Raw genomic sequence first — 24,129 nt, 5'->3', positions numbered from 1 at the left:
CGCCCGCGAACGCATCCGGCTTGAAGGTGGAGGCTATCGCCGCGACCACCTGCGCGCGCTGGCACAGCGCGTCGAGGTCGCAGAGGGCGAGGTTCGTATCATGGGATCGAAGTCCCGTCTGCTACAGACGCTTGTGGCGGGCGTTGGCGTAAACTCAGTGCCCACTCAGGGATTGAATGGCGGGCCGAAGCCGACGAAACGGAGAACTACACCTACGCTATAACCCTCTAAATAAGGCCCGAGCGAATGGCTCCGGTGGAGTGCGAAGCGGTCGGCAGGCTTCAGGCTGCTGCGTAGGGTCGGCAGCCCGTCATCTGGTTTACGGCCTCGTAGGCAACACAACGATATTTGCGACAGCGAGGCCAGCCGCTCAGCAGCCAAAGCTTGATTGTCGATGTTCCGCGCTACGAGTTCAGTAGGTAGTTTTGTTGCGGAAATGTTCTGACTTCTCTATACAGCGACAGAAACGGTGAACTCCGCACAGGCGATTGGTTCACCATCATTTCCGCGTGTGCGAGGGGCGAATGGAGCATGTGCTTGTAGCCGATACGAATCTCTTTTTCGAGTGCAAGCGCCTAGAAGAGCTTCCTTGGTCTGACCTCGCCGTAGATCCGGTTGTGATCGCACTGACCAAACCCGTTTTGGCGGAGATCGACAAGCACAAAAAGGGCGGCGGCAGAACACGCAAGCGGGCAATCGAGATTTCGGGGCGCATACGTGGAATGCTTGCGGCCCTTCCGCCGGAAGTCGTTATTCAGGAAGCCGGACCACGCGTCCTGCTCCGGCTGATGCCCATCATCCAGCCCGCCCCCGAACTCGCGAGCTCACTTGACTACGGCATCAACGACGACCGGATCGTCGGAACTGTCGCCACCCTTTCGAAGGACGAAACATTCGCCTCCGTCAAGATGCTCACAGATGACAGTGTTGCGGCGTCCACCGCGCAGGGACTTGGGGTTTCCTTCTTTCTGATCCCGGAGAGTTGGAAGCGACCGCCGGAACAGACGACCGAAGCAAAGCGGATCAAGGAACTCGAAAAAGATCTATCGATCTATAGATCGCAGGAGCCTGTCATTAGCATCGCGAACGTCTCAGGCGAGGCAACAGCGGCTAATGTGGTCCGCCGGATCGCATTGGCACTTGAGCCCTCCGAAATTGACCGACTGATCGACAAACTAAAAGCGCGTCACCCCCCAACGGAGGATTTCTCTGCTCCGGAAGCCGAGATTCAGGCCGATGGAACCGAAATTTCCTACGAAGCGCCGGATGCTGAAGCGATCAGGAAATACTCTTCCGCAGCCTACCCAAAATGGATCGACGCGTGCCGCTCAATCTTTGAATCGCTGCATAAGGGCCGCGTCGAACCTGAGGCCGAAGTGGCGCTAACATTTGGGGTCGCCAACGGTGGAACTCGACCGGCCTCGAAGATGCGCGTCTCGTTTGAGGCTGTCGGCAACATCGATTTGAGCCGTGACGCAGATGATCCAGACGATCATGAGGATGGGAATGATGACGATGGGCAACCCACACTTCCCCCCATTCCTAGGCTGCCCGCACCGCCTGTTCCGCCAGCGGTTCGACGCATCGTGAAGCGGCCGCCTTCTGCGACGAAAGGTGTTGATATCGCTACACTGAGAATGCCCGGCAGTGGTCTGAGGATTTCTGAGTTGGAGAAGGCTTCGCGCGGAGTGATGAGCGGTCTCGGTCCCCAACTGGCAGCGATACGTAGCGCGCAGTCGATGTTTGACAACCTTCACGGCACAGGAGCGCTCGCTGACCTAGCGCGTGGCATAGGGCCAATGTCGGACATCATGAGAATGGCAGAGGAGCATGACCGCCTGCGTAGATCGCTTATTCAACCCACCGGCATTGCTAGGTCAACATATATCGATGTCCCTGCTTTCCGTATGCCGTTGATGCCCGAGAAGCACGATCCGGAGGGATTTTACTACGACCGGTGGCCAAAAGGGAAGCCGACCAAGCGTGGCGCTCTGACTTGTGATCTGTTCCGCCATCAGCGCGGAGAGGAGTTTTTCGAGATCGACGTACTGTTTCCTGACGAAGGAGACGTCACTGGCGCAGTGCGGTGTACAGTCGAAGCCGAAAACCTCACTAAACCGGTGGAGCTTCTGATCCCTGTCAGCAGAAAGGTTGAAGCATACAATCTCATGGTGATTGCGGATGAGATCGTCGAGCACTGCGGCCGCTAGTTCGCTCCTTATCTTGCTCGCCCGCTACTGAAGTAACCGATTCTGGGGGAAGCGTTGGCAGGACTCAAAGATATCATCGGCAGCATAATCGCCGAATTGAAAGCGATACAGGTTGAGGACGAATTTCCCGGCCCAAATCACGGATTTCCCGGCCTGATTGACGGGGGCGACCGTGGCTCGCTGCTCGTGAACGAAAACATTGAGCGTTCAATCACCGAACTATCGAAGTTGCTTCTTGAGAACGATACCGCCGCAACGCGTCAATTTTCCAATGCCGAATGGCGAGCGCTGGTTCGGAAGTCGCTCGGGCCGCCTTTGGCGTCGATTGACCTGGACGATCCCCTTGCGGTTGACACCGTGAGGAAGGAGTTGCGTAAGGCACTGGACGAGGCAAGGTCGAAGAATGGGGATCGGGAATACGCGGTAGGCTGCACGCTGTTTGAAAGCAACGATGACATCGAGCCCATCCGCGTCGGCCCGGTTGTTATTGAGGCTCGCCACCAGTGGCTGGGCCGCATGGAGACCGAGCAGAAAATCGGCAAGGTTACGGCCAAAAGGATCAGGAGAAAGTGGGCGGGTGGCAAGCTCGCCAAGCGGAAGGATGTCGTTGACCAGATCAGGGAGAAGGACGTTCTAGCTGTCGTCGGTGCATGCCCATTCGTGTGTAGTGTAAAGACCAAGGGACTTCCGCCCGAATCCGGAAAGCAGAAGGCGATCACTGCGGCGCGAATGGCACTCGCCATTGTCGCCCTTGCTTGGGACAAACCCTCTTCGGCTCTTGACGGGTTCCGGCTCCTTATCGACCAGAATTTCCGGCAGGTTCGTGTCCTGACATTTGAACCGGGCAAGATCACGCTCGCTGGCTCAAAGCTCTCGCATCTACCTTCGGGGTACACTTTCAAGCCCGGTGAATGGCAAGTTCAGGCCAAGAGGCTGGCCCCGCTGTTTGGTGCTGCGGGCGAAGTGTTGGACTTCGTTACTCACGCGACAGGGCGGGTTTCTCGCCCCGCCCTGAACAATGTGCTCATGCAGGCGGTACTCTGGTTTCACGAAGCATGCCGTGAAGCTGTCGATGCAATGGCAGTCGTCAAGTTTGTCGCGGTACTGGATGGGCTGGCCTGTGGCAACGGCGAGCCAGAGATTCGAGCACTGTTAACGGCACGAGTGGGATGGGACGATGACGACAACATCTACAGGAGCGGCGGACCCACATTGAAGCAAGCTGTCGCCCGGCTATATGGCGAAGGGCGCAGCCGAACTGTCCATGGAACCAGCGAACGGTTGGCGCAGGATTGGTCGGAAATGCGCGGGCTGGCAGAAACCCTTTCCCGGCTGGCGTTGCTAGGCTGCCTAAACTGGTTCGAAAAGAACGCGTCAGGTGATGATCCGGCGCAGTTGAGGGTACGTTAAAGTGATCGATATTGCGTGGTGTCTTGCTCGTCAGCCTTTAGGCGGCCGAATGCGTAATCCAACGTTCAACCAGCCCATTTTCGTCTAGTGCCCTAGGATGGTCTGCATCCTGCCTTGAAGCGTAGCAGTTAGAGCGCCGCGCCCTTCGACATTGTTAAGGTAACGGACATGGCGAAGGTGTCGTAGATCGAACGGAATATCGTGCTCGCTCTGCGTGATAAGAATCACCTCACGCCCAAGCGTGTGCGCAATGCCCGCCTCATAGAACACGTTTGGGTTTCTGCCGGTGCAGTCGCATACAACGACGCGCGAACGGTCGATGAGGGAAACCACGTCCTGAATGATTGCCGGGTTCTCCCAAATATCGTCCGCCCGCCTGCAACGAAGGCCAGCATTGCCAGCACCAAGTTGGATGGCAGCATAGACATCATTGAAGCCCGCATCGAACGGCATCATCACTGATGCTAAGGCAGGCTCGATGTTTTCATGTTCGGGGATTTGGAACACGGCCGGGCGCTGACGGCGGGGACGCACGTTGCGGAGCAAGAATCGGTAGAGGTCTACGTCCTTCACCGCCCAGTGATTCCGCGAAAACTCGAAGTCGTGAGGCATGTGCAACTCTGCCCGGTTCGCATGAATCATGCTGTTTTGTAGCGGTGGCACTTCCCCGTCGAAGTTGACTTCAAGAGACACATCCCTGCCGACGATGCGCGCGCGGTTGATCTGACCGACATAAGCGGCTTCATCCGTCGTGCCCTCTTCGCAGAACAAACACGGCAGAGCGGCGAGACGATCTAGAAGAGGGTTCCCGCCTTCACGGAACTGTTCGGTTATGTGGTCATCCGTGTATTCAAACATCCGCCCCACCGGAACGGTGACTCTGCCCGAGTGCCAATCGACGTTGAACATCAAGAGATTGAACATTGCTCCCCCAAGCAATTTGGAATGGGCTTAGCTTCAACGCTTCTTGTAGAGGCCTGCCCTGATCCAATCAGCTTGCATCGAACTGCGCATAGTGCCTAGCGCCACCGTTCCTATCAGCGTAGCTGAGCCGGCTAAACTCGCTCGGCCAGTTAGCCATCGCGTGCTTCAATGCAGAAAGCTTATATGGGATGTGAACGACACAGCCCTTGTCGCGAATGATTGCGGGACATCTGTTGCTATCTTGTCGATTGGTTTCATTCAAATTTGCCGCAATGATCGGCAGGCCAAGCTCAAGGGCAAGCTCCAATTCCCATCGCACATACTTGTATAGATTTTTTGTTTTTTCACCTATCAAGACAACAACAGCGGACGACTGCCTCATTCTCTCGCGCAGCTTCGACTTGACGTATTGCTCATCTTGGGCGCGACCCGTCATTGTATCCAGATCGTGCGCATTCTGATACGTGAAATCTATATTTCTGTTGGCCTTCCAGCCGTTCATATAGGCGTACGCCCATTTATCATTGTCGCCGTCAAATACGACATAAGCAGCGCCAGACATCTATTCCCCCTTAGTCCGATTGCCTTGCAAGCCACAAGGTATGTTCTCTTGAAAATGCTTTTTCCGCATCATTCACAAATTCTGAGAACTGGCCATCAGATTTCATGTCGTCTATTAGTGCTTTAATCAAGCCGATTTCATGTGCGGTTACTGTGTAAGCGGCAGATAACTCATTAAATTTTTTAATTTGCATCCACCCTACGATTGAAGCTGCGACGACAATGAGCGGCTCTATTGGCCAATACTGCCAACTTGGTAAAGCGATACGACTCAAGGCCATCGAACCCGCGATGACGTAACAGGCACCACTCACCCATACCCACATCCGGGAAGCATTGCGATTAGCCTTAGATTTTCGCCTATACCAACTCCGCTGATCCTCGACACGATGCTTTATATAATACGCCATTCTGTCTTCGCGAGTTTTAACTCGCACGGCGTCCATAGCCCGGGTGATTTGGTCATTTCCAGACCAATCGTCCGTGATGCGTTTCGCGGTTTCTATGTTTTCGCGAAAAATTGCATTCAACTGGTCTCGAAACTGCACCCTTGCTTGTGCATCTTCTCCCTCGAACGGCGCGGCGTGCATCATATACCGCCAAGTCAATGTTTTGACGCTTTCGGCTAATGCACGACACCTATACCACCACTGCTCCGGTTTACTTTGTGCGCGAGCTATGAGGATGACTAGTCCAACAACAAAAACTCCCGCGTAAAGCACGTAGTAGATGATATCATTCATGAAGCTCATAGAAAATATAGCTGCAAAAAACAACGCAACGTATTCGCCACGTATGAGCCGCAGAAACGTTCTTTGATACATATTGGAAGCGTTGTCTGCGTCTAGAAACAGCGCAGGGTAATCGTCGTGCTTCATCATGCCCCTCCCGTCACCGTCGCAAATATTATTGTTGCGTCCTGCGCGCAGAGGCAAGCGCCATCGCGACAGTCCCCTAGAAATGCCAGAAGATTCTGGCATGTCCATCCCCCGGCGCTCCGCGCCGCTGGCTGCCCTCCGGCTCTCTACGGCGCAATATGGAAGCGCGTTCGCCTCCGGGCAGGCGCGGCTATCGCCGCATGACCCTCAACAGGTTTGCTAAGGGCTTTGCCCTCGCGCCAGCAAGGTAAGTGGAACCGTCCGGGGCGGTATCCCCAGCCTTCCGCGCTTCCGCTTGTGCAGGCCGGGTGATCCCCCTCCGCCCCGACCGCCCTTGCTCGTTGCTACCCCAGTCTCGGCGACGGCCAGAAGGTCAGGCGCGGCGTTCCGCTTCGCTGACCTTCAGACCCGAGGATCAGAGACATGACCAAGGTATCCGACAGCAAACCCCGCATCTATGTTGCCTGCCTTGCCGCCTACAATAACGGCTATCTGCACGGGGCTTGGATCGACGCGGATCAGGCCGCCGACGAGATCAGGGACGGGATTGCCGCGATGCTTGCCCGTTCCCCCGTTGAGGATGCGGAGGAATACGCCATTCACGACTATGAGGGCTTCGAGGGCGTCGACATCTCGGAATATGCCGACATCGACAGGGTGGCGAGGATGGCCGCTTTCATCGCAGAACATGGCACACTCGGCGCCGGCCTGTTGGAGCAGTTCAGGGGCGACATAGACCAAGCCGAAACCGCTTTGCAGGACTGCTATCATGGTCAGTTCGCCAGCCTCGCCGACTACATGGAGGAATTGACCACCGAGAGCGTCACGATCCCCGAGGCACTACGCTACTATGTCGATTGGCAGGCGATGGCGCGCGACGCTGAGATGGCCGGCGACCTGTTCACCGTCGAAACTGCGCACGGTGAGGTGCATGTGTTTTCCAACAGGTGAAAACATGACTGCGTGTTCGTGCTCATACGGGCACGCGTCGCGGAATCACCGGCTGTCGCCAAGCCAAAAATACCAAAAATGATCGGGTTAGCCGCTTAAGGTATCTGCTTTGAGCGGCTTCTATATTTCCAGTGATGATTGAACCTCTTCTTGCCGGGCGCTGCCCAGCATCCCGGCTCGGGGAGGTGACGCCATGCTCAACATCGATTGGCGATCACCGGCGGCATACGGGCACACAAAGCACATCCCTGCCGCTGGGTTCGCTTGGGAATACCTGCGCCGCAACGACGAATATCGCCGGGACTGCCAGACCATCGCATTGACCGGAGGGGCGGCTGCCCGCGACCTCGAAGAGTTCGCGCATCGCTGGGGTTTGCGATTTCCCGTGCGATCCCGACGCGCCGCATGATCGGCAATCGCCGATCTGGAGTCCGCGCCTTCAACCGCAAGCCGTGATGTTGTCGCCAGTCAATCACAAGGACGACGACACCGAACCGGTACTGACGTTGGCGCATCTCGACGGCCTCGATATGCGCCGCGCTGCCGATGGCTGGCACGGCATCTGGCAGGCGGACGGCGTTGCGCATCAATTCTGGCTACCCGTGGCCGTGCCGGACACCGCCGCGTTTTACGCCGTCACGCTACCGATGGACGCCTTTCTGGAGCTGCGCGCTCACGCTGTCCGTCGATTCTGGCGGTCCCTCAATGGCCGCGCGCCCGGTCCCGACTTCCGGGCGATCCCCGCCCAGCTTCGGCTATGGCACATCCTGTCCCTGCGTGCGCTCGACGCACGGTTGCGCGGCGAAAGCTACCGCACCATCGCCAAAGTCCTGCTCGGCTTTCGCGGCAGGAAGGAGGATTTTGAGAACGACCCGCGCAAGAACAAGGCCCGCCGCCTAGTTGCGCATGGCATCAAGATGATGCGCGGCGGCTATCGCCTGTTACTTCATTACCCGATCAAACCCTGCAAGCGTTAATCGTTTGCGAGCGCTATCTGTCGAAAATCATGTCGCAAATTTGTGCCGCTTACGACAAAGACATGCAGCACGGAAACCCTGCTTCTCCGAGACCGGCCGATCTGTTGGAGAATTTTAGAAATTGCGTGACGGTGATGGTATTTGCCGGTCAGATCAATAGGGGCCGTTAAAATAGCACTTACGCTTCTCGCCCCCTATCTCGCAAGGGATGCAATTTCGAGAATGACGGAGTTTGGTGGTTCTGCCACTGCCAGCCTGTGTTTCATTTGCCGTGGTAGCTGTCGTCTAATATCAAAAAAGCTCGTCCAACATCAGGTGGAATAGCAGCTTGCTTGGATCTGGCTTAGGAACGCCGTACCGGGCGAGAAACCTGTCCTGTAACGCCTCATCGAACTCTCCGAGACAGTTCCAGAGTATCGCCAAATCTTGGTAGCGGTCGGCAATACCGACACGGCCTGCGTCGATACAGCCGATTACCACACCATCCACCATAAGAAGGTTGTCGAGCGAGAAGTCCCCATGTGTGACAACCTGATCGGCCATGAAAGGCAGGTGCCGATGCATTTCCTGCCAAACCTGTTCTGCTGTCCAGCCTTCGCGTTCCTCATCGAAATCGTCTTCTTCGACCAAGCCGGCGTCGATCCGTTTGCGCGCCAGTCCGAGTCGATAGCTATGATCGCTGGTAAATGGACATTCGCTGATCGGAATTGCATGTAGCGTCCGAAGGAAGTCCGCCAGCGCATCAATAATGGTCGTTCTCTCCTCTGGACGCGCTTCCAGAGCCTGATATGCGGTTTCACCTGCCAAGGCCGTCATAAGGAGCCAGGCTTCGTCGGTAGTGCTGACGAAATGCGTGACGGTGGGAACCGCTATGTGGTTGGCCATCCAACGCAGTCTAACCATCTCATCCACGAGATCATTGGCAACGGTATCGCGACCATGCTTCAGGAAGAGATCGGGTGCACCTGCCTTGCCGTAGAGCCGATATACCACTCCCCCGGACTCACCGACATTATTCCGCGCCCACGAATATCCCTTCACCTCTTCCGATAAACCCGCCGGCACTGGCATCTCCGCGCAGTTTACTTCCCTATATTCATCCATAGCTTGCCTATATTCATCCATAGCTTGCGTGAACCTACTTGCGGGTAGTTGTCGCAACAATCCCGAAATCTGCGACAAGAAACAAGCTGAAATTATCTCCGATCTTCATACCTTGTTGGCTACCGCCTGCTCCAGAATCTTCCGATAGCCTTCACGCGACAGCCATTGCGCGCGTTCGAGATGGCTTTGCCAACAACGATAGGTCCGAAGTTCCTCGGCGACCGGATCGCGGTGCAGCACGATCCGCGCGACCTCCTTCCAGTCCGCATCTTCGGCCTTCGCATCGAGAAGGCGCAGATACGTCACGAAATGCCGTTCGTCATAGACGGTTATGTTGTCGCCTGTCGGCGCGATGTCGTCCACATCGGGATCGAGTTCGACGGGAACCCGCATAGTCATTCCCCGTATCCGAGAGAGCTTGTCTGCGGTGCGCCCCCGCAAACGATTCTCTCTGACTCTTGGTGATCGGGGAGTTCGAAACCGTCACGAAACGGCCCCATGGCCTTTAGCTCGGAAAGCCTGTTGTATACGCCACAGGCTCCCCGACCATAGGTCAAGGAGTTGGTGCCGTTCTGGCCAGCACCAGCCATTCGTGAGGGGTTTCGACGCCCCGGAGCAGCGCGTCTGCTCCACCGACATTCTTAGCCGAACCGCGTGCGAATGTCTTCGCCTATTCGGCCCGGCAGGCGATGAGCCGCTGAAATCCTTCCGTTATTAGCCCGAAACACGCCCGCAGGGGGTGCCGTCAGCGCATAGGCGCAAATGCGGCACGCTACGCGCCGCCGATGCCTCGCCATGGTTCGCCACAGTCCGCTGCCGCCCCCGGCAGCCCAATCCCGACTGGAGGTGATCCATGCCCAACCCGCTTGCGGGCCTGCCGCCGCGCCTGCTGCGCACCAAGGAAGCTGCACGCTTCCTCGGCATATCCATCCGAACCCTTGAGAAACATCGCACCTACGGCACCGGGCCGACCTATCGCAAGGTCGGCGGGCGCGTCCTCTACACCGTCCGCGATCTGGAAGACTGGAGCGCGGCCGGCGAGCGCAAATCCACCCGCGACAAGACCGCCGGCACGGTCTTTCCCGCGCGTCCGCTCACGCCCGAAGAACGGGGCGACTGCTAGATGCTGCGCGAGGACGATCACGCCCCTGCGCAGCCGGCCGAGGACAGCGAGCGCAGCCGCCTGGACCCCTTCGTGGTCGCAACGGGCGACGCGCCGCCGCGCGACCAGCGCGACTTGATGGAACGGCCGTTCTTCTCGCTGGCGAAGACCCCGCGCATCAAGCCGATTCTCTACAAGGCCGCCGACATAGAGGTGCAGGTGTTCGGGATGCCCGAGCATGGGATGGCGACCATTTGGGACGCCGATGTGCTGATATGGGCTGCCTCGCAGATCGTCGCGGCCGAGAACAACGGCCTCACCACGTCGCGCTTTGTCCGGTTTACGCCTTACCATCTGTTGCGCGCCATCGGACGACCGACCGGCAATCAGCAATACCGGCTTTTGAAAGCTGCGCTGGCGCGGCTGCAATCGACCGTCATCGCCACCACCATTCGCAACGGCCCGCATTGGCGTCGCCGCCAGTTTTCTTGGATCAACGAATGGGAGGAAATGACGACGCGCGCCGGCCGCGTTGAGGGCATGGAGTTCGTCCTGCCCGAATGGTTCTACAACAGCGTCATCGACCGCTCGCTGGTCCTGACCATCGACCCGGCCTATTTCCGGCTGACTGGCGGCATCGAGCGATGGCTTTACCGCGTCGCCCGAAAGCACGCCGGACACCAGCGTCATGGCTGGAGTTTCGAGGTCGCGCACCTTCATCAGAAGTCCGGCAGCCTCGCACGGCCGTCCGACTTCGCGCTTGACCTACGCCGGATCGCGGCCCGTCAGCAACTCCCCGGCTACCGCCTCCAGATCGAGCGGGAAGACAGCCGTGAGCTGCTGCGCATCCGCCCCGATAATTCGTCAACAGGCACTGTTGATAACCCTGTTAATGCCATCGGCAGATCAGGCGCACGGGGTATCGGCACATCAGGCGCACGACTATCGGCAGATCAGGCGCACGAACCGCAGCTAACGCTTTGGCCTGAAAAGCGGAATCCGACCGCTAACTTATCTAACAGAGAATCTAACTCTTTTTCTTTGACGCGCGCGCACGCGAAGCGTGGTGCCGGTTCTGCCGGGAGCGGCGAGCCATGACCCACGCCGTTGACGCAGCGCACGCGCGCACTCCCCACCAGCACATCGCCGGAGACGCACAATGACCCGTCGCGCCCATCGCAGCGCGCACGGCCGTCCGCTGCCGGACGGGCCTGCGCCCTTCACCACGTTGGTTGAGCTGACCTTCGAGAAGCGCAAGGTCGAGCACTGGATACGCTTCGGCCGCAAGAGCTACGAGCAGATCATCGACCGCCGCCGCAGTCTCGTCGGCTTCGCGCCGGGCAGCGTCTTTGCTTTCGTGCGATGGGCGAAGGGCGAGCACGGCACTGTCGTTTCGCGCATTGACATTGTGCGCGCCATCGGGCGCGGCGAGCCGTTCCAGACATTGCCGTTCGTGCGCCCCGGCGGCGAAATCCTGTTGCGCCTCGATAGCTGGTCCAAGGTGCAGCGTGCACTTGCCGCCATCGACGCCGTGGAATCGCTCGGCCTCGATCCGGCCGACGCCTCGCCGGACCACTGGCGGCACGTCCACAACCGTTTGACCGCCAATCTGGAGCCGCACGCCTACACCCCCGAGCGACATGCCGCTTGGCTTCATCGCCGAAGGATCGACCCATGACGCGCCGCCGCACCCTCGCGGTGACGGCGCTCGCCGTCATCGGCATCGCCGCCACCAGCGCCTCCCATTGGCCCGCAAAACTCATCTGGAACGCCACGGCAAGCGCGCCGGTCGGCTTCTACACGGTAGAGCCGGCCGACGCGCTCGACGTGCCCGAGCTGGTCGCCATCATGCCGCCCGAACCGCTGGCCGCCTTCATGGTCGAGCGCGGCTATATCGCGCGCGGCGTCCCGCTGTTGAAGCGCGTCTTGGGCCTGCCTGGACAGCGGGTTTGCCGCACCGGCCGCACGATCACGGTGAACGGGATCGACATGGGCGAGGCGCTGGAGCGTGACAGCCTCGGCCGCGATCTGCCCGTCTGGCAGGGCTGCCGCGTCATCGGCGACGACCAGCTTTTCCTCATGAATTGGGAAGTCCGCGACAGCCTCGACGGCCGGTATTTCGGACCCATCCCCGCAGTTTCCGTCATCGGCCGAGCGGTCCCGCTCTGGACCGATGAGGAAGGCGTCGGCCGCTACGAGTGGCGCGCGCCGACGCACTGAAATTCCCCCCGAGAACCAACCGCAGGAGATTTCCATGGCAGAAATAGGCACCTTCACCCGCACCGAAACCGGCTATGCGGGAGTGCTTCATTCGTTCGGCCTCCACGAAAAGCTGTTCATCGTCCCGGCCAAACCGAGCGACGTGAAAAACGCCCCCGACTATCGCGTGCGCCTCGATAGCGGGGACGGCCCGGACGCCGGACCCGCATGGAAAGACTCCAGCGAGAACGCTGGCGAGTTCGTTTCGATGCGATTGGAGGGACCAATCTTCCCGTTCCCGATCCGCGCCAAACTGTTCCAGTCCAACGACGATCCTTCGGTCTGGACCCTGCGTTGGAAGCACGCCCGGAAGATCGAGGATGACGAATGACGGCCGCGCGCGTCCGGCCCGCCATCCGGTCCAAGATCGTCATCCCTTTGTTCGCGGAAAAGCCGTCTCATCCCTTCGTTCCGCTCGGCCACCGGACGGCCGGCGCGCACAGCGAAGGTCAGGGGCGGCCATCGGCCGGCGCTTGCGCCTTGCCCTTGACCGCAGCGAGCACGCTGGCAGGCTGGTGTCGAAGCGGAGACAGGACTGCATGGCATTATGCCGTCCTGATACTGGCCGGCGCGCTTTTCGCCTGCGCGGGATCGGGCGTCGCTGTCGCGCAATCCGCGTCGGTTGAGCGCCCGGCTGCCGCCCAGCCCTATGCGGCGCACATCGCCGAGGCGTCGCAGCGTTTCGGCATCCCAGAGCACTGGATTCGCGCCGTGCTGCACGCCGAGAGCGCGGGCGATGTGCGCGCGATTTCGTCGGCCGGGGCGATGGGATTGATGCAGGTGATGCCCGACACATGGGCGGGCCTGCGCGTCCGCCATGGCCTCGGCCGTGATCCCTATGACCCGCGCGACAACATCCTCGCAGGCACCGCTTATCTGCGCGAGATGTTCGACCGCTACGGCAATGTCGGCGCAATGCTTGCGGCCTTTAACGCCGGCCCCGGCCGCTATGACGAGCACCGCGCGACGGGCCGCCCGCTTGCCGCCATCCTCATGCGCGAGGGCGTCGCCATCACGCCCGAGGTCAAAGAGTATCTTTGGACGGCGCTGACTTCGCTCGCCTCCGCGCCGGTCGAGGAACGCACGATCACGGGCCTCAGCGTTCTGCTGCAATCCAACGAGCTGAAACAGGCGCTCCGGCCGTTCTGCGTCGGCGGTGCCTATGGCCGGCTGCTCGACGCCGAAGCCGAACACCTCGGCTCGGCCGATGTGCAGGCGTTCGAGATCGAGGGCCTTGTCGGGACCGGCGCGGCCCCGGCCGTGCTCGCCTATCTGTTCCATCGCATCGGCGACCGGCTCGATGGGCGGCCGACGCTTCTTATCATAGATGAAGGCTGGCTTGCGCTGGACGACGAGGGGTTCGCCGGTCAGCTCCGGGAGTGGCTAAAAACGCTGCGCAAGAAGAACGCCAGCGTCATCTTCGCCACGCAAAGCCTGGGCGCTGGTGGTGCTGGCGTTTTTCATCCTCGCCAACCGGCCTGATCGCCGCTTGGTCGGTCGCCCCTTCTAATAAGCCGGGCTTCGGCGCGAATCTGGTGACCACGAAGTCGCCGCTATCGTCATTGACCTCGGCCTGCCAAATGCCCCACTCGCCAATGTGAAGGCTCGACTGCGGCGGAACAGGGTGAAGCTCCGACTCCATCTCGCCGATGTCTCTGTTCCACCAAATCCGACGCATGTCGCGATTGCGCTCGTGGTGGTACCAGGCTGGCCACTCTCCGAGTTGTCCCATCCACGATTCACCGCGCGCTCGGCTTCGCTTGGCAATGGCCACACATTCCGCCCGCGTCGGAACCGCAATCGAGATATGAAACGGCGGCTTTGGTTGGTCGGCCGGCGGTCTAAGATAGGCATAATTCTTGGTTTGCTTGATGAGCGTCCAGCCACGGCGAAGAAGAATCACGCTCAGCGTCAGCGCCGCACCGAAACGGTAGACCCCGTCGCCATGGGACTTCGGCGCCTTGCCGCTTGGTTCGAACTCAATCAACTCGATCGGCCAACCAGGCGGCGTATGATTGTTTTCCGCCGCCTCGATTATCTTGGTCTTTTCAACCATGCTTGATCCGAATCGCGATCGATCATCACTTCCCTCGCTCACTTGCTGCCAGAGTGGACGCCACGCGGTGGCAGGTGCGCCACGCTGATGGTGCGAGAGGCGTTGCGATCCAACCGCCAAAGCAGCACGATGAGTGTTGCACAGCGGGCTTTTTGCCAAAAGCAGAAAGATCATTCGGCATGATATTGAGGTAAAATAAATGGAATTGGACAGCCAAGTCCATTTCGGGACCAATGCACAGCATGAAGCAATCCAGCACATTGAAATATTGTGCAAAGCGCGCTTGCTTGCCTCCGATGACGGATTGTACTTTGTGATTGGGGATGGCGCTGTGACGTCGGTGGGGATTCGTGGAACTAAGTGCGTTAAAGAAGCAACTTCAGGAACACCTTGGCGATGGTCTGGTTCTGATAGTCGGCTCAGGACTGTCCTGTGCAGAGGGCGTTCCCGGCATGGGCGCGCTCGGGCATCATCTGGTGACACACATACCAGCCAGTCTTTCCCCGGAAGACACGAAACTCTGGGAAGAGATCCATCCCCTCATCGAAACCGATGGTCTGGAAGCGGCGCTGCTGAAACACGCGCCTACCCCGTCCCTTGAGGCGGCTATCGTACAGAGCACCGGAGACTTCATCGCCGCCTCCGAGGCAAACATCATCGCGGAGGTATTCAACAATACGAGGACGCTTCGGCTCACCAAGCTCATCCCGCACCTGTTGAAACCAGGCACCGGCATTCCAATCGTAACGACGAACTATGATCGTCTTGCTGAGCTGGCCTGCGAGGAAGCCGGACTGGGCGTCGATACGATGTTTTGCGGCCATTTCGCTGCTCGACTCGATCCCGAGGACAGCTACTGGAGCTTCTGCCGCCACGTGAAGCTAGTAGGCAAGAACGTGCGATACAAGTTTGCCTCAAAGGCCAATGTCTTCAAGCCTCACGGCAGCCTGGACTGGTACCATCGCGAGGGTAATCCGGTCCGCTATGCAGGAACACTGCCGTTGCCGCGGTTGATCATCACGCCCGGACTGAATAAGTTCCGCAGCGGGTACGAGAGTCCGTTCGACAAGCACCGGGAAAAAGGGAACGACGCCATCGACAAGGCGCGCCGCTTTCTCATCGTAGGCTACGGATTCAACGACGATCACTTGGAAACCCATCTCACGCCACGCATCAAATCGGGCGTGAAGACCGTGATCCTGACCTATGCGCTTTCCGCCAAGGCGCGAGAAATAGCGATCGAAAACAAAAACGTGGTTGCGGCGGAATTCCACGAAGACGGTGGAAATGTCGGCGCCCGAATCATCGTCGATGGAGCGGAGATTTTCTACCCCGGTATCGACTACTGGGATCTCGATGGTTTTGTGAAGGGAGTTCTGACGGCATGAGTGGCCCGGCACTTGAGTTTACGGAGAACGATCAGATTGGGCGCGTGGCCGGTGTCGACACCAGTCGCGTGGCCATAGACGTCACCAATTCCGAAATGCTGACGCGCGTTGGGATCGGTCAACTCATCGCCATCAAAGGCGCGACACAGGCGGAATTTCTGATCGGGATGACCGACCGGGTCACTCGCTCACTTCGCGAAGAGCTCCCTGACCCAGAAGGTGGCGAATTCGGCGCGCTGACCGTTTCGCCTGCGGATCACATGCAGGCCTTTGTAATCGGCACCTACCGAACCGTTGATGGTGACAAGGTCGACACCTTCAAGCGCGGCGCGGACAGTTTTCCGCAGATCGACCGCGATTGTTTTGTCATCGAGGGCGGCAACCTCCAGCGGTTCATGGGGATCCTGGGCGCCGGCTTTTCTGACGACGAGCGCTTGAAGCTCGGCACATTTGTCGCTGATCGAAGCGCTGAAGCGATCGCAAGTGGTGATCGCTTCTTCCAGCGTCACGCTGCAATTCTCGGCAGCACCGGCTCTGGTAAGAGCTGGGCAGTCGCCCTCATCCTCGAGAGAGCAGCCAAGCTCAAATACCCTAATCTCGTTGTATTTGATATGCATGGCGAGTACGCCCCCCTTGCTGATAAGAGTAAAGGTGGCTTCGCGCAGCGCTTCAGAATTGCCGGCCCTGGTGACCTCGCCGCATCGAAAGACGACTCTCTCTTTCTACCATATTGGCTCCTGAACCGCGATGAGATGCTGTCGATGATCTTGGATCGCAGCGATCAAAACGCGCCAAATCAGGCCTCACGCTTCACGCTCCATGTCCGCGAGCTAAAAGGCGCAACGCTGGACATGGCGAAAAAGGCTACGGTCAAGGAAACCTTCACCGTCGATTCTCCAATCCCCTACGCCATCTCGGAGTTGGTCGACCGCTTGAAGACCGACAACACGGCTAAAGGAGTCGGTAAGAACGGTGCCGCGATCAAGGGAGATTGGGAAGATAAGCTGACGCGCTTCATCTCCCGCCTGGAAGCGAAGCTCGATGATCGCCGATATGGGTTTATGTTCTCGCCGCCTACTGAAGCGCTCGACTATGGGTGGCTCGCGAAGCAGATCGTGAAACTGCTGCGGGCCGACTCAGGCAATGGCATCAAGATCATCGACTTCTCCGAGGTTCCCGCCGATGTGCTGCCGGTCGTGACCGGCACGCTTGCCCGCCTGCTCTACGACGTCCAATTCTGGATGAACGCGGAGTCACGCACACCAATTACACTGCTGTGCGATGAGGCGCATCTCTATCTTCCAGTGAAGGACGATGCCGACGCCGTACAACGGCAGGCCCTGTGGTCGTTTGAGCGCATTGCCAAGGAAGGCCGAAAGTACGGCTTCTCTCTTCTTGTGGTGAGCCAACGCCCCTCCGACGTGAGCCGAACAATCCTTTCCCAGTGCAACAACTTCCTTGCCCTGCGGCTTACAAATGACAGCGATCAGAACGTCATCAAGCGGTTGATGCCGGATTCTCTCGTCGGTTTGACGGCAATGCTTCCGCTTCTCGACACCGGCGAAGCACTTTTGCTCGGCGATGCGGTCCTACTTCCCACGCGGATTAAGTTGGATCAGCCGCAGGTGAAGCCTGACAGCGCTACGCGAGACTTCTGGAAGGAGTGGGGCACATTGCAACCCGATGAGAAGCTACTTGAAGCAGCGGTCGAGTGCCTGCGTAGCCAGACCCGGTCGAACTAGGTCGCTTCGAAGGCGACTGTCAGCAGGATCTCAGCCGCCGTTCTCGCTACTGCAGCGAGACCGATTAAAGAATGGCAGGTTTCAGGGTCGCGACGAATAGGCTGAACGACTTAGATGAAGGCGCTTTGCAGTCGAAGCCTATTCGCGTGATCAATGACAGGCTTCCCGGCATAGTCACCCGAAACCGGCCAGTCCGTTTCCCACCCCATACGAGACATCTATATCTGCCCTACAGGACCGGCAGCTTCTCAGAGTCACAAACTGGTGCGGCTAACGAACAATATGAAGGCGCGCAGCTGACTTTCAGTCCACTGCCGAACACTACTCTATCCAAAAAATTTGTCATGATAATAGTGTCCTGAGCCGAGACTCTAGCCTGGCTGCTGCTCGCCGATAATTCGACGGTTGGAGGCGCGATTTGGCCTACGTTCTGACAACATCCAGGAAATGCCTGATATCCATCAGCCATTCCCGCTGATCGGCATGATAGCTGTCGTGCACCGACCGCGGCAGCACCAGCTGCAATGAGCTCGCCTGCATCTCGCTCGTTTGCGTTCTCGAGATCGAAGGCTCAAGCGTAAGCAGGTGTTTTGACCTGATGCGGTCCGCTTCTGCCAGAACCTGACGCCAGCGATCCTTGCAGGTGGTCTTGACCGCAAGCATCCGGAGACCGGCAGCTGAAAACTCCGGATCTGCGTACTCTGCCTCACCGGGAAAGAGAAAGTCTGCGGCGTTACGCTTTTCAGTCGTGGCTTCGCGCTTGTAGCGGACATCCCATGCCTTCAGCACAGCTTCGACATGATGCGCGAAGGCATATCCTGCGCGTGACTTCCGACGGTTCTGCACGCTCAATGAAAAAGACAGGAAGCCATCGACATCGGCATTGTCTCCATCAAGGAAACCGGCCTTCAGCCGCTCGGCGACCACGACACGCTCCAGATGCCGGAACAGAGCTTCCTCATGTTCCATCCATGCAACCAGAGCAGCATCCGGGTCAGCGAGGGGATCAATGCCTTTGAGGGTTTTGCGCGCGAAGGCCGAGAATGCAGCAGTTCCGGGAAACGTCGTTCCGAACCGGGCGACCAGCTGACCGAGTGCGTCAGGCTCGGGTTCTTCCGCTTCAATGCCGAGCTCGTCGAGGATGAACCTCGCAGCGATGTCTATGTCGCGCCCGCCATCACCCGCGATATCGCGCTGCGTCAGCGCGTAATCATCGGTCAGCTGAAGCCCAAACAGCCACAGCAGCTTCTGCTCAGCTGAACTGCCAGACGGACACAGGATTGCCAGAACCCTTCGCTCTGCCGTCATGCAGAGGAAGAGCGTATCTCCGGCCTTCGCGCGATACACGACGCTCTCTGCTGCTGCCGGATAATAGAGACGGTATTCAGGCGATCGATGCGGCTGGTTCTGTCTGCTGTTGTACCAGGTCCCGGTCAGTTCGAGCCTGAGCGGCGCCTCCCGCTCGTCATCCATCCAGAGGTAGGTAACGGGAATTTTCTCGCGTTCATCCGGTGTGCCCACGAAAGCCCGGAAGATGTCGACGCCCTGGAACTCATGCCCGCGGGACACGGTGGGATCGACCTCGGTCCCCCGCAGAATTTTTGCGCCGGCGCCAATGAAGTAACCGGACAGATAGCCCCTTCCCGCCACGTCAGAATCGCCCCTCTTCTTCAAGCACAGCACGCTCCCCAAGCTCGAGCACTTCGCGATCAGAGGAAAGCCATTCGCTCAGAGCGTCAATCACCTCTTGGCTTCCTCTGCGACGCTTTCCTTTAAGTGAGCACTCCCACACCACAGCAACGCGCCACCCCGCAGAACGAAGTGCTGTAAGGCTTGCGGTATCCCGCGCGACATTGCCTGCGATCTTTTCGCGCCAGAATTCTTCACGCGTTGCGGGCCAGCGGAACAGCGAGCACTCATGACGATGCCAGAAGCAGCCATTGGCAAAGATGACCGCGTGATACCTTGGAAGGACAAGGTCAGGCTTCCCAGGCAGCTTCTTCTCGTGCAGTCTGAAGCGGAAGCCACGGGCATGCAGGCCTTTGCGCAATATCAGTTCGGGCTTTGTGTTGCTTCCCCTGATCGCAGCCATGTTGCGGCTGCGGGTAGCCGTATCGTGAACGTCAGCCAACTTTGCGGATATCCGCCTGCGCGTCGGCCATGATTGCGGCGATGTGTGGTGCCATCAGACGGGCGACCTCTGCAAAAACAGGCACTGCGACGGAGTTGCCAAACTGCTTGTAGGCCTGCGTATCGGAGACAGGGATCCGGAACGTATCATCATAGCCCATGAGACGCGCGCATTCGCGTGGTGTGAGGCGGCGGGGATTTTTTCTTTTGCCCCGGCTGATCAGGATCTCGGAGCCGTCCTTGTAGTAACGTGCCGAGAGTGTGCGGGCGATGTCGTCCGGACCGAACAAACCAAAGCCAAAGCCGTTGCCTTTGGCACGGTGTTTGGCGGCGTAGTCCTGCAGATACTGCCAGAGCTTATCGGAGAGCGTGTATTTTTCACTGACCTCGGCGCGACGTCCGACCGTGAAGTGGGCCTCCGGATTCTCGGTGCCATCCTCGGGGTGAAGAATAGTGTTCAGGCGGCGGGACCCGTAAGCGGGCAGTTCCAGATCGTCAAAACTGAAGTCGACGGAATCCCGGAAACCGACAATGACAATCCGCTCGCGATGCTGCGGCACGAAATGCCCCGCATCAATGATCCGGGTGTGCACGCAATAGCCCAGTTCTTCTTCAAGCTTGCGGCGGATGACGGAGAATGTCCGGCCCTTGTCGTGGCTTCTGAGGTTTTTTACGTTCTCCAGCATGAAGGCCGCCGGCCGATTGTGCTTCAGGATACGCAGCACATCGAAGAACAATGTGCCCTGCGTTTCGTCCTGGAACCCGTGCAGGCGGCCAAGGGCGTTCTTCTTGGAGACCCCTGCGATCGAGAATGGCTGGCAGGGAAAGCCTGCGACCAGCACATCGTGCTCCGGAACGTCTTCTTCCGCGACCTCACGAATATCACCTGCGATCGGACGATTGTCTGGGAAGTTCGCCAGATAGGTTTTCTGAGCGTATTTATCCCACTCCGAGGTGAAGACGCACCGCCCACCGGCGCTTTCCATGGCCCGGCGCAATCCCCCGATGCCGGCAAACAGATCGATAAAGGTAAATGCGTTGCTTCCTGCAGACGGGGCGCGTCGTTCCACCTCCATCTGAAGAACTGTGAGCACGGCTTCGCGCGGGGTTTCCTCCCCCCTCTTCCACCGGTAGATGTGGCCCTCGGAATAGCCGAGCTTCGCTGACGCCTCTGCGACTGACCAGCCCGTCCGCTGCAGCAGGCTGTCAAATTCTGTGTACATTCCGGAACCCCGCCACCAGATTCTAATCTGGGAATCTTTCTGACACTATGTCTTCAGGCGACCCTTCAGGCAAGAACAAAGAGAAAACAGGGGCGCATATTCTGAGGATAAGGCTGGCCTGTGTGATCTGCATCGGTAAAAGAGAATCCTGAACTCCTCCTACCCTGCAATCAGCAACTCACCGGACTGATGAAGACGCCTGTCGGAAACCTGAGAGATCTGGACCTTTCGGACCACGATGTCTGCCAGCGCATACTGGCCCTGGACAAGCACAGGCTTGCAGAAGGCCTCGTTGTTGAGAGCCTGTTCGATCAGTATCTGGCTGCATTTCCACAGAACGGGAATGACGCTCCTGTTCTCATCGATGCCGATACTGCGATCGCAGCCAATTCCGGCGGGCGGGACACCTATGCGTTTGTCTGGGATCGCGAAAGCCGGATTGGCCTTCGGCGCTATCTGATCGCACTGGGCCGACGATACGATACGTGGCTGGTCAGATTTGATGCCTCAGAGCACACCTTCGTCACCGCGCATGTAAAAGATGGAAAGCGCGTTTCTGACTGGGCCCCTCTCTATCAAACCGCGCGCGATCTGTCCGGTCGCGAGCATGAACACGATGTGGGCGTCGATCTGTCGGTACGCCACGCGAAACGCATCAATCAGAGTTTCTGGGGCTACCTCTCGGCGCAATATGGAGATGCACTTGGCGAACGTGTGGTGCTGCCGAGGATATTCCTAAATTTCGGCATTCAGCCATGGTTCCGGTATGTGTGGAACATCGACCGTGTCTACCTGCAGGGCGATCAGATCTGGCATCTGGAGATCAAGCATAAGTACCCGATCACGGGCAGACAGCTGACATTCGGGCTGAACGATGGTGAGTTGCGGCTGATCACAGACGAGAGATTGTCTGAATTGCGCCTTGCATAACCAGAGATTACCCTCATTCATTCGGCTGTCGCCGCGCCTTTGCAACCCCCCGATCCGTGGCGATGAACCGCTCCAGCATAGGCACGATCAGCCTGATGGGATCGACGGCGGAATGGCCGCTCTCGCGGGCCAGCACCTCGGCATAGGCGACCAGATCGCGGTGAAGCGGCGCGGGCAGTTCCACCGTCACCTTGACGGGCTTGTCGTCGGGGAGCGGGCCGAGTTTCAGTTTGGTCATGGTCAGCCTCCTACCGGCTCGAACACAAGGTCGCGGGTGACGATGATCCTGACCGGGAACCCCAACTTCTTCGCGTCGGATTACCTGGTCGTCGATCATGATGGCCGGCTCTATCCGACTGATGAGGCACGCATGCTTTCGCGCATCGGCCGTATTGACCTCAGTATCGGCGATGTCGCGGCCGGAATCGACACGGCTAAGGTCGATGTCCTCAACGCCTCGTCTATAAACAATTTCGATCCCGACTGCATTCACTGTGCCTATCAGGCATTTTGTGGGACGGACGTCGTCGATGACCTCTCCCGATATGGGCGCATCGACATGCCGCGCGCGGACACCTGGTTCTGTGGCCGGCACACAGCGGTCTTCGACAAGGTCTTTGAGGTTCTTTACGCGCCCAGACCAGATAGTGGGTGAGCCCGCCTGCCCCGGTTACGAAACGCTTGGTGCCGCTGATGGACCAGCCCGATGCCGTGCGGCGCGCCAGCGTTGCCGGCAGCCCACCCCGGGAGGGCGAGCCCAGATCCGGCTCCACCCGCGCGGCATTCACCAGCACCAGCCCCTGCCTGGCCTGCGCCAGAAGCTGGCGATAGCGCTCTTCCGGCCAGAGCGGGGCATGGGCCTGCCTGTAATGGGCAAGCAAGGTCATCGCGCTGATGAGGGCAACCGAGGGGTCCCCCTCGCCCAGACGCGCCAGAAGCCGCGTCATCCCGCCCAGGGAGAGGCCGGCCCCGCCATAACGGGTGCCGACGGTGCGCTCCAGCACACCGCGCGCCTGCACGGCGCGAATGCCCGCCCATGGAAAAGAGCCGGTGGCATCGGCAGCCTGCGCCGCCTGCGCCAGTTCATGGACCAGATCGGTCAGGTCATCCTGACCATGGCCCCGGTGAGATGCGCCTTGCTCCGTCACGGCACACCTCAGGCGACAGCAGTTTGGGGAAGGCCGCGCCGGGCCAGCCCTGCCCGCACCAGAGGCAGCACATAACGCCCGTAATCTATGGCATCGTTCAGATTGTCATAGCCGCGGATGGAGATCAGCTCCGCACCAAGATCGACATAATCGAGCAGGGAATCCGCGATGGTCTGCGGCGAGCCGACAAGTGCCGTCGTCGCACCGCGTGCGCCCGTGGCCGTGACGGTCGGATACCACAGGGCGCGATCATGCACGTCACCACGCGCCGCAATTTCCAGCAGACGCTGGGAGCCGACATTCTGCGGCCCGCTCTCCGGCAGGGGGCGCACGGCGGCCTGCACGCCCGCATTCGCCTTCAGCTTGTCCAGCACACGATGGGCCTTTGCCCATGCCAGCTCATCCGTCTCGGCGATGATCGGGCGGAAGGTCACCCAGATGCGCGGCCTGTCCCTGCGGCCAGCGCGAGCCGCCTCCTCGTGGATACGCTGGATCTGCTGGCGCGTTTCGGCCAATGGCTCGCCCCACAGGCCGAAAATATCCGCCAGCTCTCCCCCGACCCGATAAGCCTCATCGGAAGACCCGCCGATAGAGACCGGAATGGTGCCCCGCACAGGCTGGACGGCATTGCGGAAATCCTTGATCTGATAGTATTTCCCATCAAAATCAAACGGTTCCGGAGATGCCCAGGCCCGGCGCAGGATGCGGATATATTCCGCCGTGCGGGCATAGCGCTCATTCTTGGGCAGGAAATCGCCCTCCCGCGCCTGCTCGGCATCATCCCCGCCGGCAATGAAATGCACGACGATCCGCCCGCCAGAAAGCTGGTCCAGGGTCGCCAGCGCCTTGGCGGCGACAGTTGGGTACACGGTGTTTGGCCGCAGCGCGACAATGGGGGCGATGTGATCGGTATGGGCGATCACGGTCGCCGCAAGGGTAAAGGGGTCAAAGGAATAAGAGGAATAGGGCAAAAGCGTATAGTTGAATCCGGCAGCATCCAGAGTGCGCGCATATCGGGCAAAATACTTCGGATCGACTGGCGCACCCGGATCCGGATCAAGATCCGTTGATGCATTCGGAAAGCTGACGCTGATAAATTCAACAGCCATTTCTGACTCCACTCCATGAAAGACGCG

General features: G+C 59.1%; 24 protein-coding genes and 3 pseudogenes. 15 read left to right on the top strand and 12 right to left on the bottom strand.

Translation table 11 applies throughout. The features are described 5' to 3' along the window. Nucleotides 1-524 precede the first annotated feature (524 nt). Both ACT6QG_RS00765 and ACT6QG_RS00760 read left to right on the top strand, forming a co-directional pair. Nucleotides 525-2,210 carry a PIN domain-containing protein gene (locus tag ACT6QG_RS00765; protein WP_253120570.1) on the top strand — a complete coding sequence of 562 codons (1,686 nt, stop codon included), beginning with the start codon at nt 525-527 and terminating at the stop codon, nt 2,208-2,210. A 54-nt stretch (nt 2,211-2,264) separates the two neighbouring features. Next, nucleotides 2,265-3,620 (top strand): hypothetical protein, encoded by a 1,356-nt coding sequence (locus ACT6QG_RS00760; protein WP_253120567.1) that lies wholly within the window; start codon nt 2,265-2,267, stop codon nt 3,618-3,620. A gap of 84 nt (nt 3,621-3,704) precedes the next feature. Here ACT6QG_RS00760 and ACT6QG_RS00755 read toward each other — a convergent pair whose 3' ends face one another. The 3 genes from ACT6QG_RS00755 to ACT6QG_RS00745 form a co-directional block, all read right to left on the bottom strand. Beyond that, entirely contained in the window at nt 3,705-4,544 is an 840-nt protein-coding gene (locus ACT6QG_RS00755; protein ID WP_444975690.1) for a hypothetical protein, read from the bottom strand. A gap of 67 nt (nt 4,545-4,611) precedes the next feature. Next, on the bottom strand, nt 4,612-5,106 hold the full coding sequence (locus ACT6QG_RS00750; protein WP_075657195.1) for a TIR domain-containing protein: 495 nt from the start codon (nt 5,104-5,106) through the stop codon (nt 4,612-4,614). A gap of 10 nt (nt 5,107-5,116) precedes the next feature. After that, nucleotides 5,117-5,986, bottom strand: coding sequence for a DUF4231 domain-containing protein (locus ACT6QG_RS00745; RefSeq protein ID WP_231771262.1), 870 nt, complete (start codon nt 5,984-5,986; stop codon nt 5,117-5,119). Between the two features lie 420 nt (nt 5,987-6,406). Between ACT6QG_RS00745 and ACT6QG_RS00740 the strand changes: the two genes are divergently transcribed. From ACT6QG_RS00740 to ACT6QG_RS00730, 3 genes are all read left to right on the top strand, one after another. Beyond that, nucleotides 6,407-6,934 carry an antirestriction protein ArdA gene (locus ACT6QG_RS00740; protein WP_258124068.1) on the top strand — a complete coding sequence of 176 codons (528 nt, stop codon included), beginning with the start codon at nt 6,407-6,409 and terminating at the stop codon, nt 6,932-6,934. Nucleotides 6,935-7,127: 193 nt separating this feature from the next. Then, on the top strand, nt 7,128-7,343 hold the full coding sequence (locus ACT6QG_RS00735; protein ID WP_231771260.1) for a transcriptional regulator domain-containing protein: 216 nt from the start codon (nt 7,128-7,130) through the stop codon (nt 7,341-7,343). A 46-nt stretch (nt 7,344-7,389) separates the two neighbouring features. Further along, a complete protein-coding gene (locus ACT6QG_RS00730) occupies nt 7,390-7,911 on the top strand; it encodes a DUF2285 domain-containing protein (protein ID WP_253120562.1) in 522 nt (173 codons plus the stop codon). Between the two features lie 291 nt (nt 7,912-8,202). Here ACT6QG_RS00730 and ACT6QG_RS00725 read toward each other — a convergent pair whose 3' ends face one another. Both ACT6QG_RS00725 and ACT6QG_RS00720 read right to left on the bottom strand, forming a co-directional pair. Continuing rightward, nucleotides 8,203-9,015: an APH(3')-I family aminoglycoside O-phosphotransferase gene (locus ACT6QG_RS00725; RefSeq protein ID WP_258124095.1), complete on the bottom strand. Its 813-nt coding sequence runs from the start codon at nt 9,013-9,015 to the stop codon at nt 8,203-8,205. Between the two features lie 105 nt (nt 9,016-9,120). Further along, nucleotides 9,121-9,408, bottom strand: coding sequence for a DNA -binding domain-containing protein (locus tag ACT6QG_RS00720; protein WP_253120560.1), 288 nt, complete (start codon nt 9,406-9,408; stop codon nt 9,121-9,123). Nucleotides 9,409-9,868: 460 nt separating this feature from the next. On the opposite strand from ACT6QG_RS00720, the gene ACT6QG_RS00715 reads away from it, so the two are divergent. The 7 genes and pseudogenes from ACT6QG_RS00715 to ACT6QG_RS00685 all read left to right on the top strand — a co-directional run. Beyond that, the gene (locus tag ACT6QG_RS00715) at nt 9,869-10,138 is read left to right on the top strand and encodes a helix-turn-helix transcriptional regulator (RefSeq protein ID WP_018426335.1); all 270 of its coding nucleotides are present in this window, start codon (nt 9,869-9,871) and stop codon (nt 10,136-10,138) included. After that, the gene (locus tag ACT6QG_RS00710; RefSeq protein WP_444975689.1) at nt 10,139-11,215 is read left to right on the top strand and encodes a replication initiator protein A; all 1,077 of its coding nucleotides are present in this window, start codon (nt 10,139-10,141) and stop codon (nt 11,213-11,215) included. It begins immediately after the preceding gene. Between the two features lie 61 nt (nt 11,216-11,276). Further along, on the top strand, nt 11,277-11,795 hold the full coding sequence (locus tag ACT6QG_RS00705) for a DUF2840 domain-containing protein (RefSeq protein ID WP_198877219.1): 519 nt from the start codon (nt 11,277-11,279) through the stop codon (nt 11,793-11,795). Beyond that, complete coding sequence (locus ACT6QG_RS00700; RefSeq protein ID WP_108437627.1) at nt 11,792-12,337, top strand: S26 family signal peptidase; 546 nt, start codon at nt 11,792-11,794, stop codon at nt 12,335-12,337. Before ACT6QG_RS00705 ends, ACT6QG_RS00700 begins: the two co-directional genes overlap by 4 nt. 34 nt (nt 12,338-12,371) lie before the next feature. Then, complete coding sequence (locus ACT6QG_RS00695) at nt 12,372-12,707, top strand: DUF736 domain-containing protein (protein WP_102906887.1); 336 nt, start codon at nt 12,372-12,374, stop codon at nt 12,705-12,707. Beyond that, nucleotides 12,704-13,276: pseudogene (locus ACT6QG_RS00690) on the top strand (lytic transglycosylase domain-containing protein); the annotation flags it as partial. The gene ACT6QG_RS00695 and the pseudogene ACT6QG_RS00690, both read left to right, overlap by 4 nt. A gap of 78 nt (nt 13,277-13,354) precedes the next feature. Beyond that, a pseudogene (locus ACT6QG_RS00685) lies at nt 13,355-13,813 on the top strand (conjugal transfer protein TrbE); the annotation flags it as partial. Here the strand turns inward: ACT6QG_RS00685 and ACT6QG_RS00680 are convergent. After that, nucleotides 13,791-14,606, bottom strand: a complete 816-nt coding sequence (locus tag ACT6QG_RS00680; RefSeq protein WP_444975688.1) for a hypothetical protein — start codon at nt 14,604-14,606, stop codon at nt 13,791-13,793. The pseudogene ACT6QG_RS00685 and the gene ACT6QG_RS00680 sit on opposite strands and share 23 nt — an antisense overlap. A gap of 176 nt (nt 14,607-14,782) precedes the next feature. Between ACT6QG_RS00680 and ACT6QG_RS00675 the strand changes: the two genes are divergently transcribed. Together ACT6QG_RS00675 and ACT6QG_RS00670 are read left to right on the top strand one after the other, a co-directional pair. Continuing rightward, entirely contained in the window at nt 14,783-15,820 is a 1,038-nt protein-coding gene (locus ACT6QG_RS00675; protein ID WP_444975687.1) for an SIR2 family protein, read from the top strand. After that, complete coding sequence (locus ACT6QG_RS00670; RefSeq protein ID WP_444975686.1) at nt 15,817-17,562, top strand: ATP-binding protein; 1,746 nt, start codon at nt 15,817-15,819, stop codon at nt 17,560-17,562. Before ACT6QG_RS00675 ends, ACT6QG_RS00670 begins: the two co-directional genes overlap by 4 nt. A gap of 423 nt (nt 17,563-17,985) precedes the next feature. Here ACT6QG_RS00670 and ACT6QG_RS00665 read toward each other — a convergent pair whose 3' ends face one another. Genes ACT6QG_RS00665 through dcm form a run of 3 tightly spaced genes read right to left on the bottom strand, consistent with a single transcriptional unit; the run spans nt 17,986 to nt 20,915 of the window. Continuing rightward, nucleotides 17,986-19,236 carry a type II restriction endonuclease gene (locus ACT6QG_RS00665; RefSeq protein ID WP_444975685.1) on the bottom strand — a complete coding sequence of 417 codons (1,251 nt, stop codon included), beginning with the start codon at nt 19,234-19,236 and terminating at the stop codon, nt 17,986-17,988. Beyond that, nucleotides 19,214-19,693, bottom strand: a complete 480-nt coding sequence (locus ACT6QG_RS00660) for a very short patch repair endonuclease (protein ID WP_444975684.1) — start codon at nt 19,691-19,693, stop codon at nt 19,214-19,216. The genes ACT6QG_RS00665 and ACT6QG_RS00660 overlap by 23 nt, the downstream gene beginning before the upstream one ends. Beyond that, nucleotides 19,686-20,915 carry a DNA (cytosine-5-)-methyltransferase gene (gene dcm, locus ACT6QG_RS00655; RefSeq protein WP_444975683.1) on the bottom strand — a complete coding sequence of 410 codons (1,230 nt, stop codon included), beginning with the start codon at nt 20,913-20,915 and terminating at the stop codon, nt 19,686-19,688. Before dcm ends, ACT6QG_RS00660 begins: the two co-directional genes overlap by 8 nt. Before the next feature lie 189 nt (nt 20,916-21,104). Between dcm and ACT6QG_RS00650 the strand changes: the two genes are divergently transcribed. Continuing rightward, nucleotides 21,105-21,845, top strand: coding sequence for a hypothetical protein (locus ACT6QG_RS00650; RefSeq protein ID WP_444975682.1), 741 nt, complete (start codon nt 21,105-21,107; stop codon nt 21,843-21,845). A 13-nt stretch (nt 21,846-21,858) separates the two neighbouring features. Here the strand turns inward: ACT6QG_RS00650 and ACT6QG_RS00645 are convergent, their stop codons facing one another. The 3 genes and pseudogenes from ACT6QG_RS00645 to ACT6QG_RS00635 all read right to left on the bottom strand — a co-directional run bounded on the left by ACT6QG_RS00645 (nt 21,859) and on the right by ACT6QG_RS00635 (nt 24,102). After that, nucleotides 21,859-22,083, bottom strand: coding sequence for a DUF2274 domain-containing protein (locus ACT6QG_RS00645; RefSeq protein WP_444975681.1), 225 nt, complete (start codon nt 22,081-22,083; stop codon nt 21,859-21,861). A 367-nt stretch (nt 22,084-22,450) separates the two neighbouring features. Then, nucleotides 22,451-22,948 (bottom strand): annotated as a pseudogene (locus ACT6QG_RS00640) (acyl-CoA dehydrogenase family protein); the annotation flags it as partial. Nucleotides 22,949-23,001: 53 nt separating this feature from the next. After that, nucleotides 23,002-24,102 (bottom strand): LLM class flavin-dependent oxidoreductase, encoded by a 1,101-nt coding sequence (locus tag ACT6QG_RS00635; RefSeq protein ID WP_444975680.1) that lies wholly within the window; start codon nt 24,100-24,102, stop codon nt 23,002-23,004. Nucleotides 24,103-24,129: the final 27 nt, after the last annotated feature.

Source organism: Haloleucobacter ellipsoideus (genome assembly GCF_052491725.1).
This window is presented reverse-complemented; position numbering and strand designations above follow the sequence as displayed.

Excerpts from the sequence above, each read along its gene's own strand:
- ACT6QG_RS00765 (WP_253120570.1), top strand. The coding sequence starts at position 525 with ATGGAGCATGTGCTTGTAGCCGATACGAATCTCTTTTTCGAGTGCAAG.
- ACT6QG_RS00755 (WP_444975690.1), bottom strand. The coding sequence starts at position 4,544 with ATGTTCAATCTCTTGATGTTCAACGTCGATTGGCACTCGGGCAGAGTC.
- ACT6QG_RS00750 (WP_075657195.1), bottom strand. The coding sequence starts at position 5,106 with ATGTCTGGCGCTGCTTATGTCGTATTTGACGGCGACAATGATAAATGG.
- ACT6QG_RS00745 (WP_231771262.1), bottom strand. The coding sequence starts at position 5,986 with ATGATGAAGCACGACGATTACCCTGCGCTGTTTCTAGACGCAGACAAC.
- ACT6QG_RS00740 (WP_258124068.1), top strand. The coding sequence starts at position 6,407 with ATGACCAAGGTATCCGACAGCAAACCCCGCATCTATGTTGCCTGCCTT.
- ACT6QG_RS00735 (WP_231771260.1), top strand. The coding sequence starts at position 7,128 with ATGCTCAACATCGATTGGCGATCACCGGCGGCATACGGGCACACAAAG.
- ACT6QG_RS00730 (WP_253120562.1), top strand. The coding sequence starts at position 7,390 with ATGTTGTCGCCAGTCAATCACAAGGACGACGACACCGAACCGGTACTG.
- ACT6QG_RS00725 (WP_258124095.1), bottom strand. The coding sequence starts at position 9,015 with ATGGATGAATATAGGGAAGTAAACTGCGCGGAGATGCCAGTGCCGGCG.
- ACT6QG_RS00720 (WP_253120560.1), bottom strand. The coding sequence starts at position 9,408 with ATGCGGGTTCCCGTCGAACTCGATCCCGATGTGGACGACATCGCGCCG.
- ACT6QG_RS00715 (WP_018426335.1), top strand. The coding sequence starts at position 9,869 with ATGCCCAACCCGCTTGCGGGCCTGCCGCCGCGCCTGCTGCGCACCAAG.
- ACT6QG_RS00710 (WP_444975689.1), top strand. The coding sequence starts at position 10,139 with ATGCTGCGCGAGGACGATCACGCCCCTGCGCAGCCGGCCGAGGACAGC.
- ACT6QG_RS00705 (WP_198877219.1), top strand. The coding sequence starts at position 11,277 with ATGACCCGTCGCGCCCATCGCAGCGCGCACGGCCGTCCGCTGCCGGAC.
- ACT6QG_RS00700 (WP_108437627.1), top strand. The coding sequence starts at position 11,792 with ATGACGCGCCGCCGCACCCTCGCGGTGACGGCGCTCGCCGTCATCGGC.
- ACT6QG_RS00695 (WP_102906887.1), top strand. The coding sequence starts at position 12,372 with ATGGCAGAAATAGGCACCTTCACCCGCACCGAAACCGGCTATGCGGGA.
- ACT6QG_RS00680 (WP_444975688.1), bottom strand. The coding sequence starts at position 14,606 with ATGATCTTTCTGCTTTTGGCAAAAAGCCCGCTGTGCAACACTCATCGT.
- ACT6QG_RS00670 (WP_444975686.1), top strand. The coding sequence starts at position 15,817 with ATGAGTGGCCCGGCACTTGAGTTTACGGAGAACGATCAGATTGGGCGC.
- dcm (WP_444975683.1), bottom strand. The coding sequence starts at position 20,915 with ATGTACACAGAATTTGACAGCCTGCTGCAGCGGACGGGCTGGTCAGTC.
- ACT6QG_RS00650 (WP_444975682.1), top strand. The coding sequence starts at position 21,105 with ATGAAGACGCCTGTCGGAAACCTGAGAGATCTGGACCTTTCGGACCAC.
- ACT6QG_RS00645 (WP_444975681.1), bottom strand. The coding sequence starts at position 22,083 with ATGACCAAACTGAAACTCGGCCCGCTCCCCGACGACAAGCCCGTCAAG.
- ACT6QG_RS00635 (WP_444975680.1), bottom strand. The coding sequence starts at position 24,102 with ATGGCTGTTGAATTTATCAGCGTCAGCTTTCCGAATGCATCAACGGAT.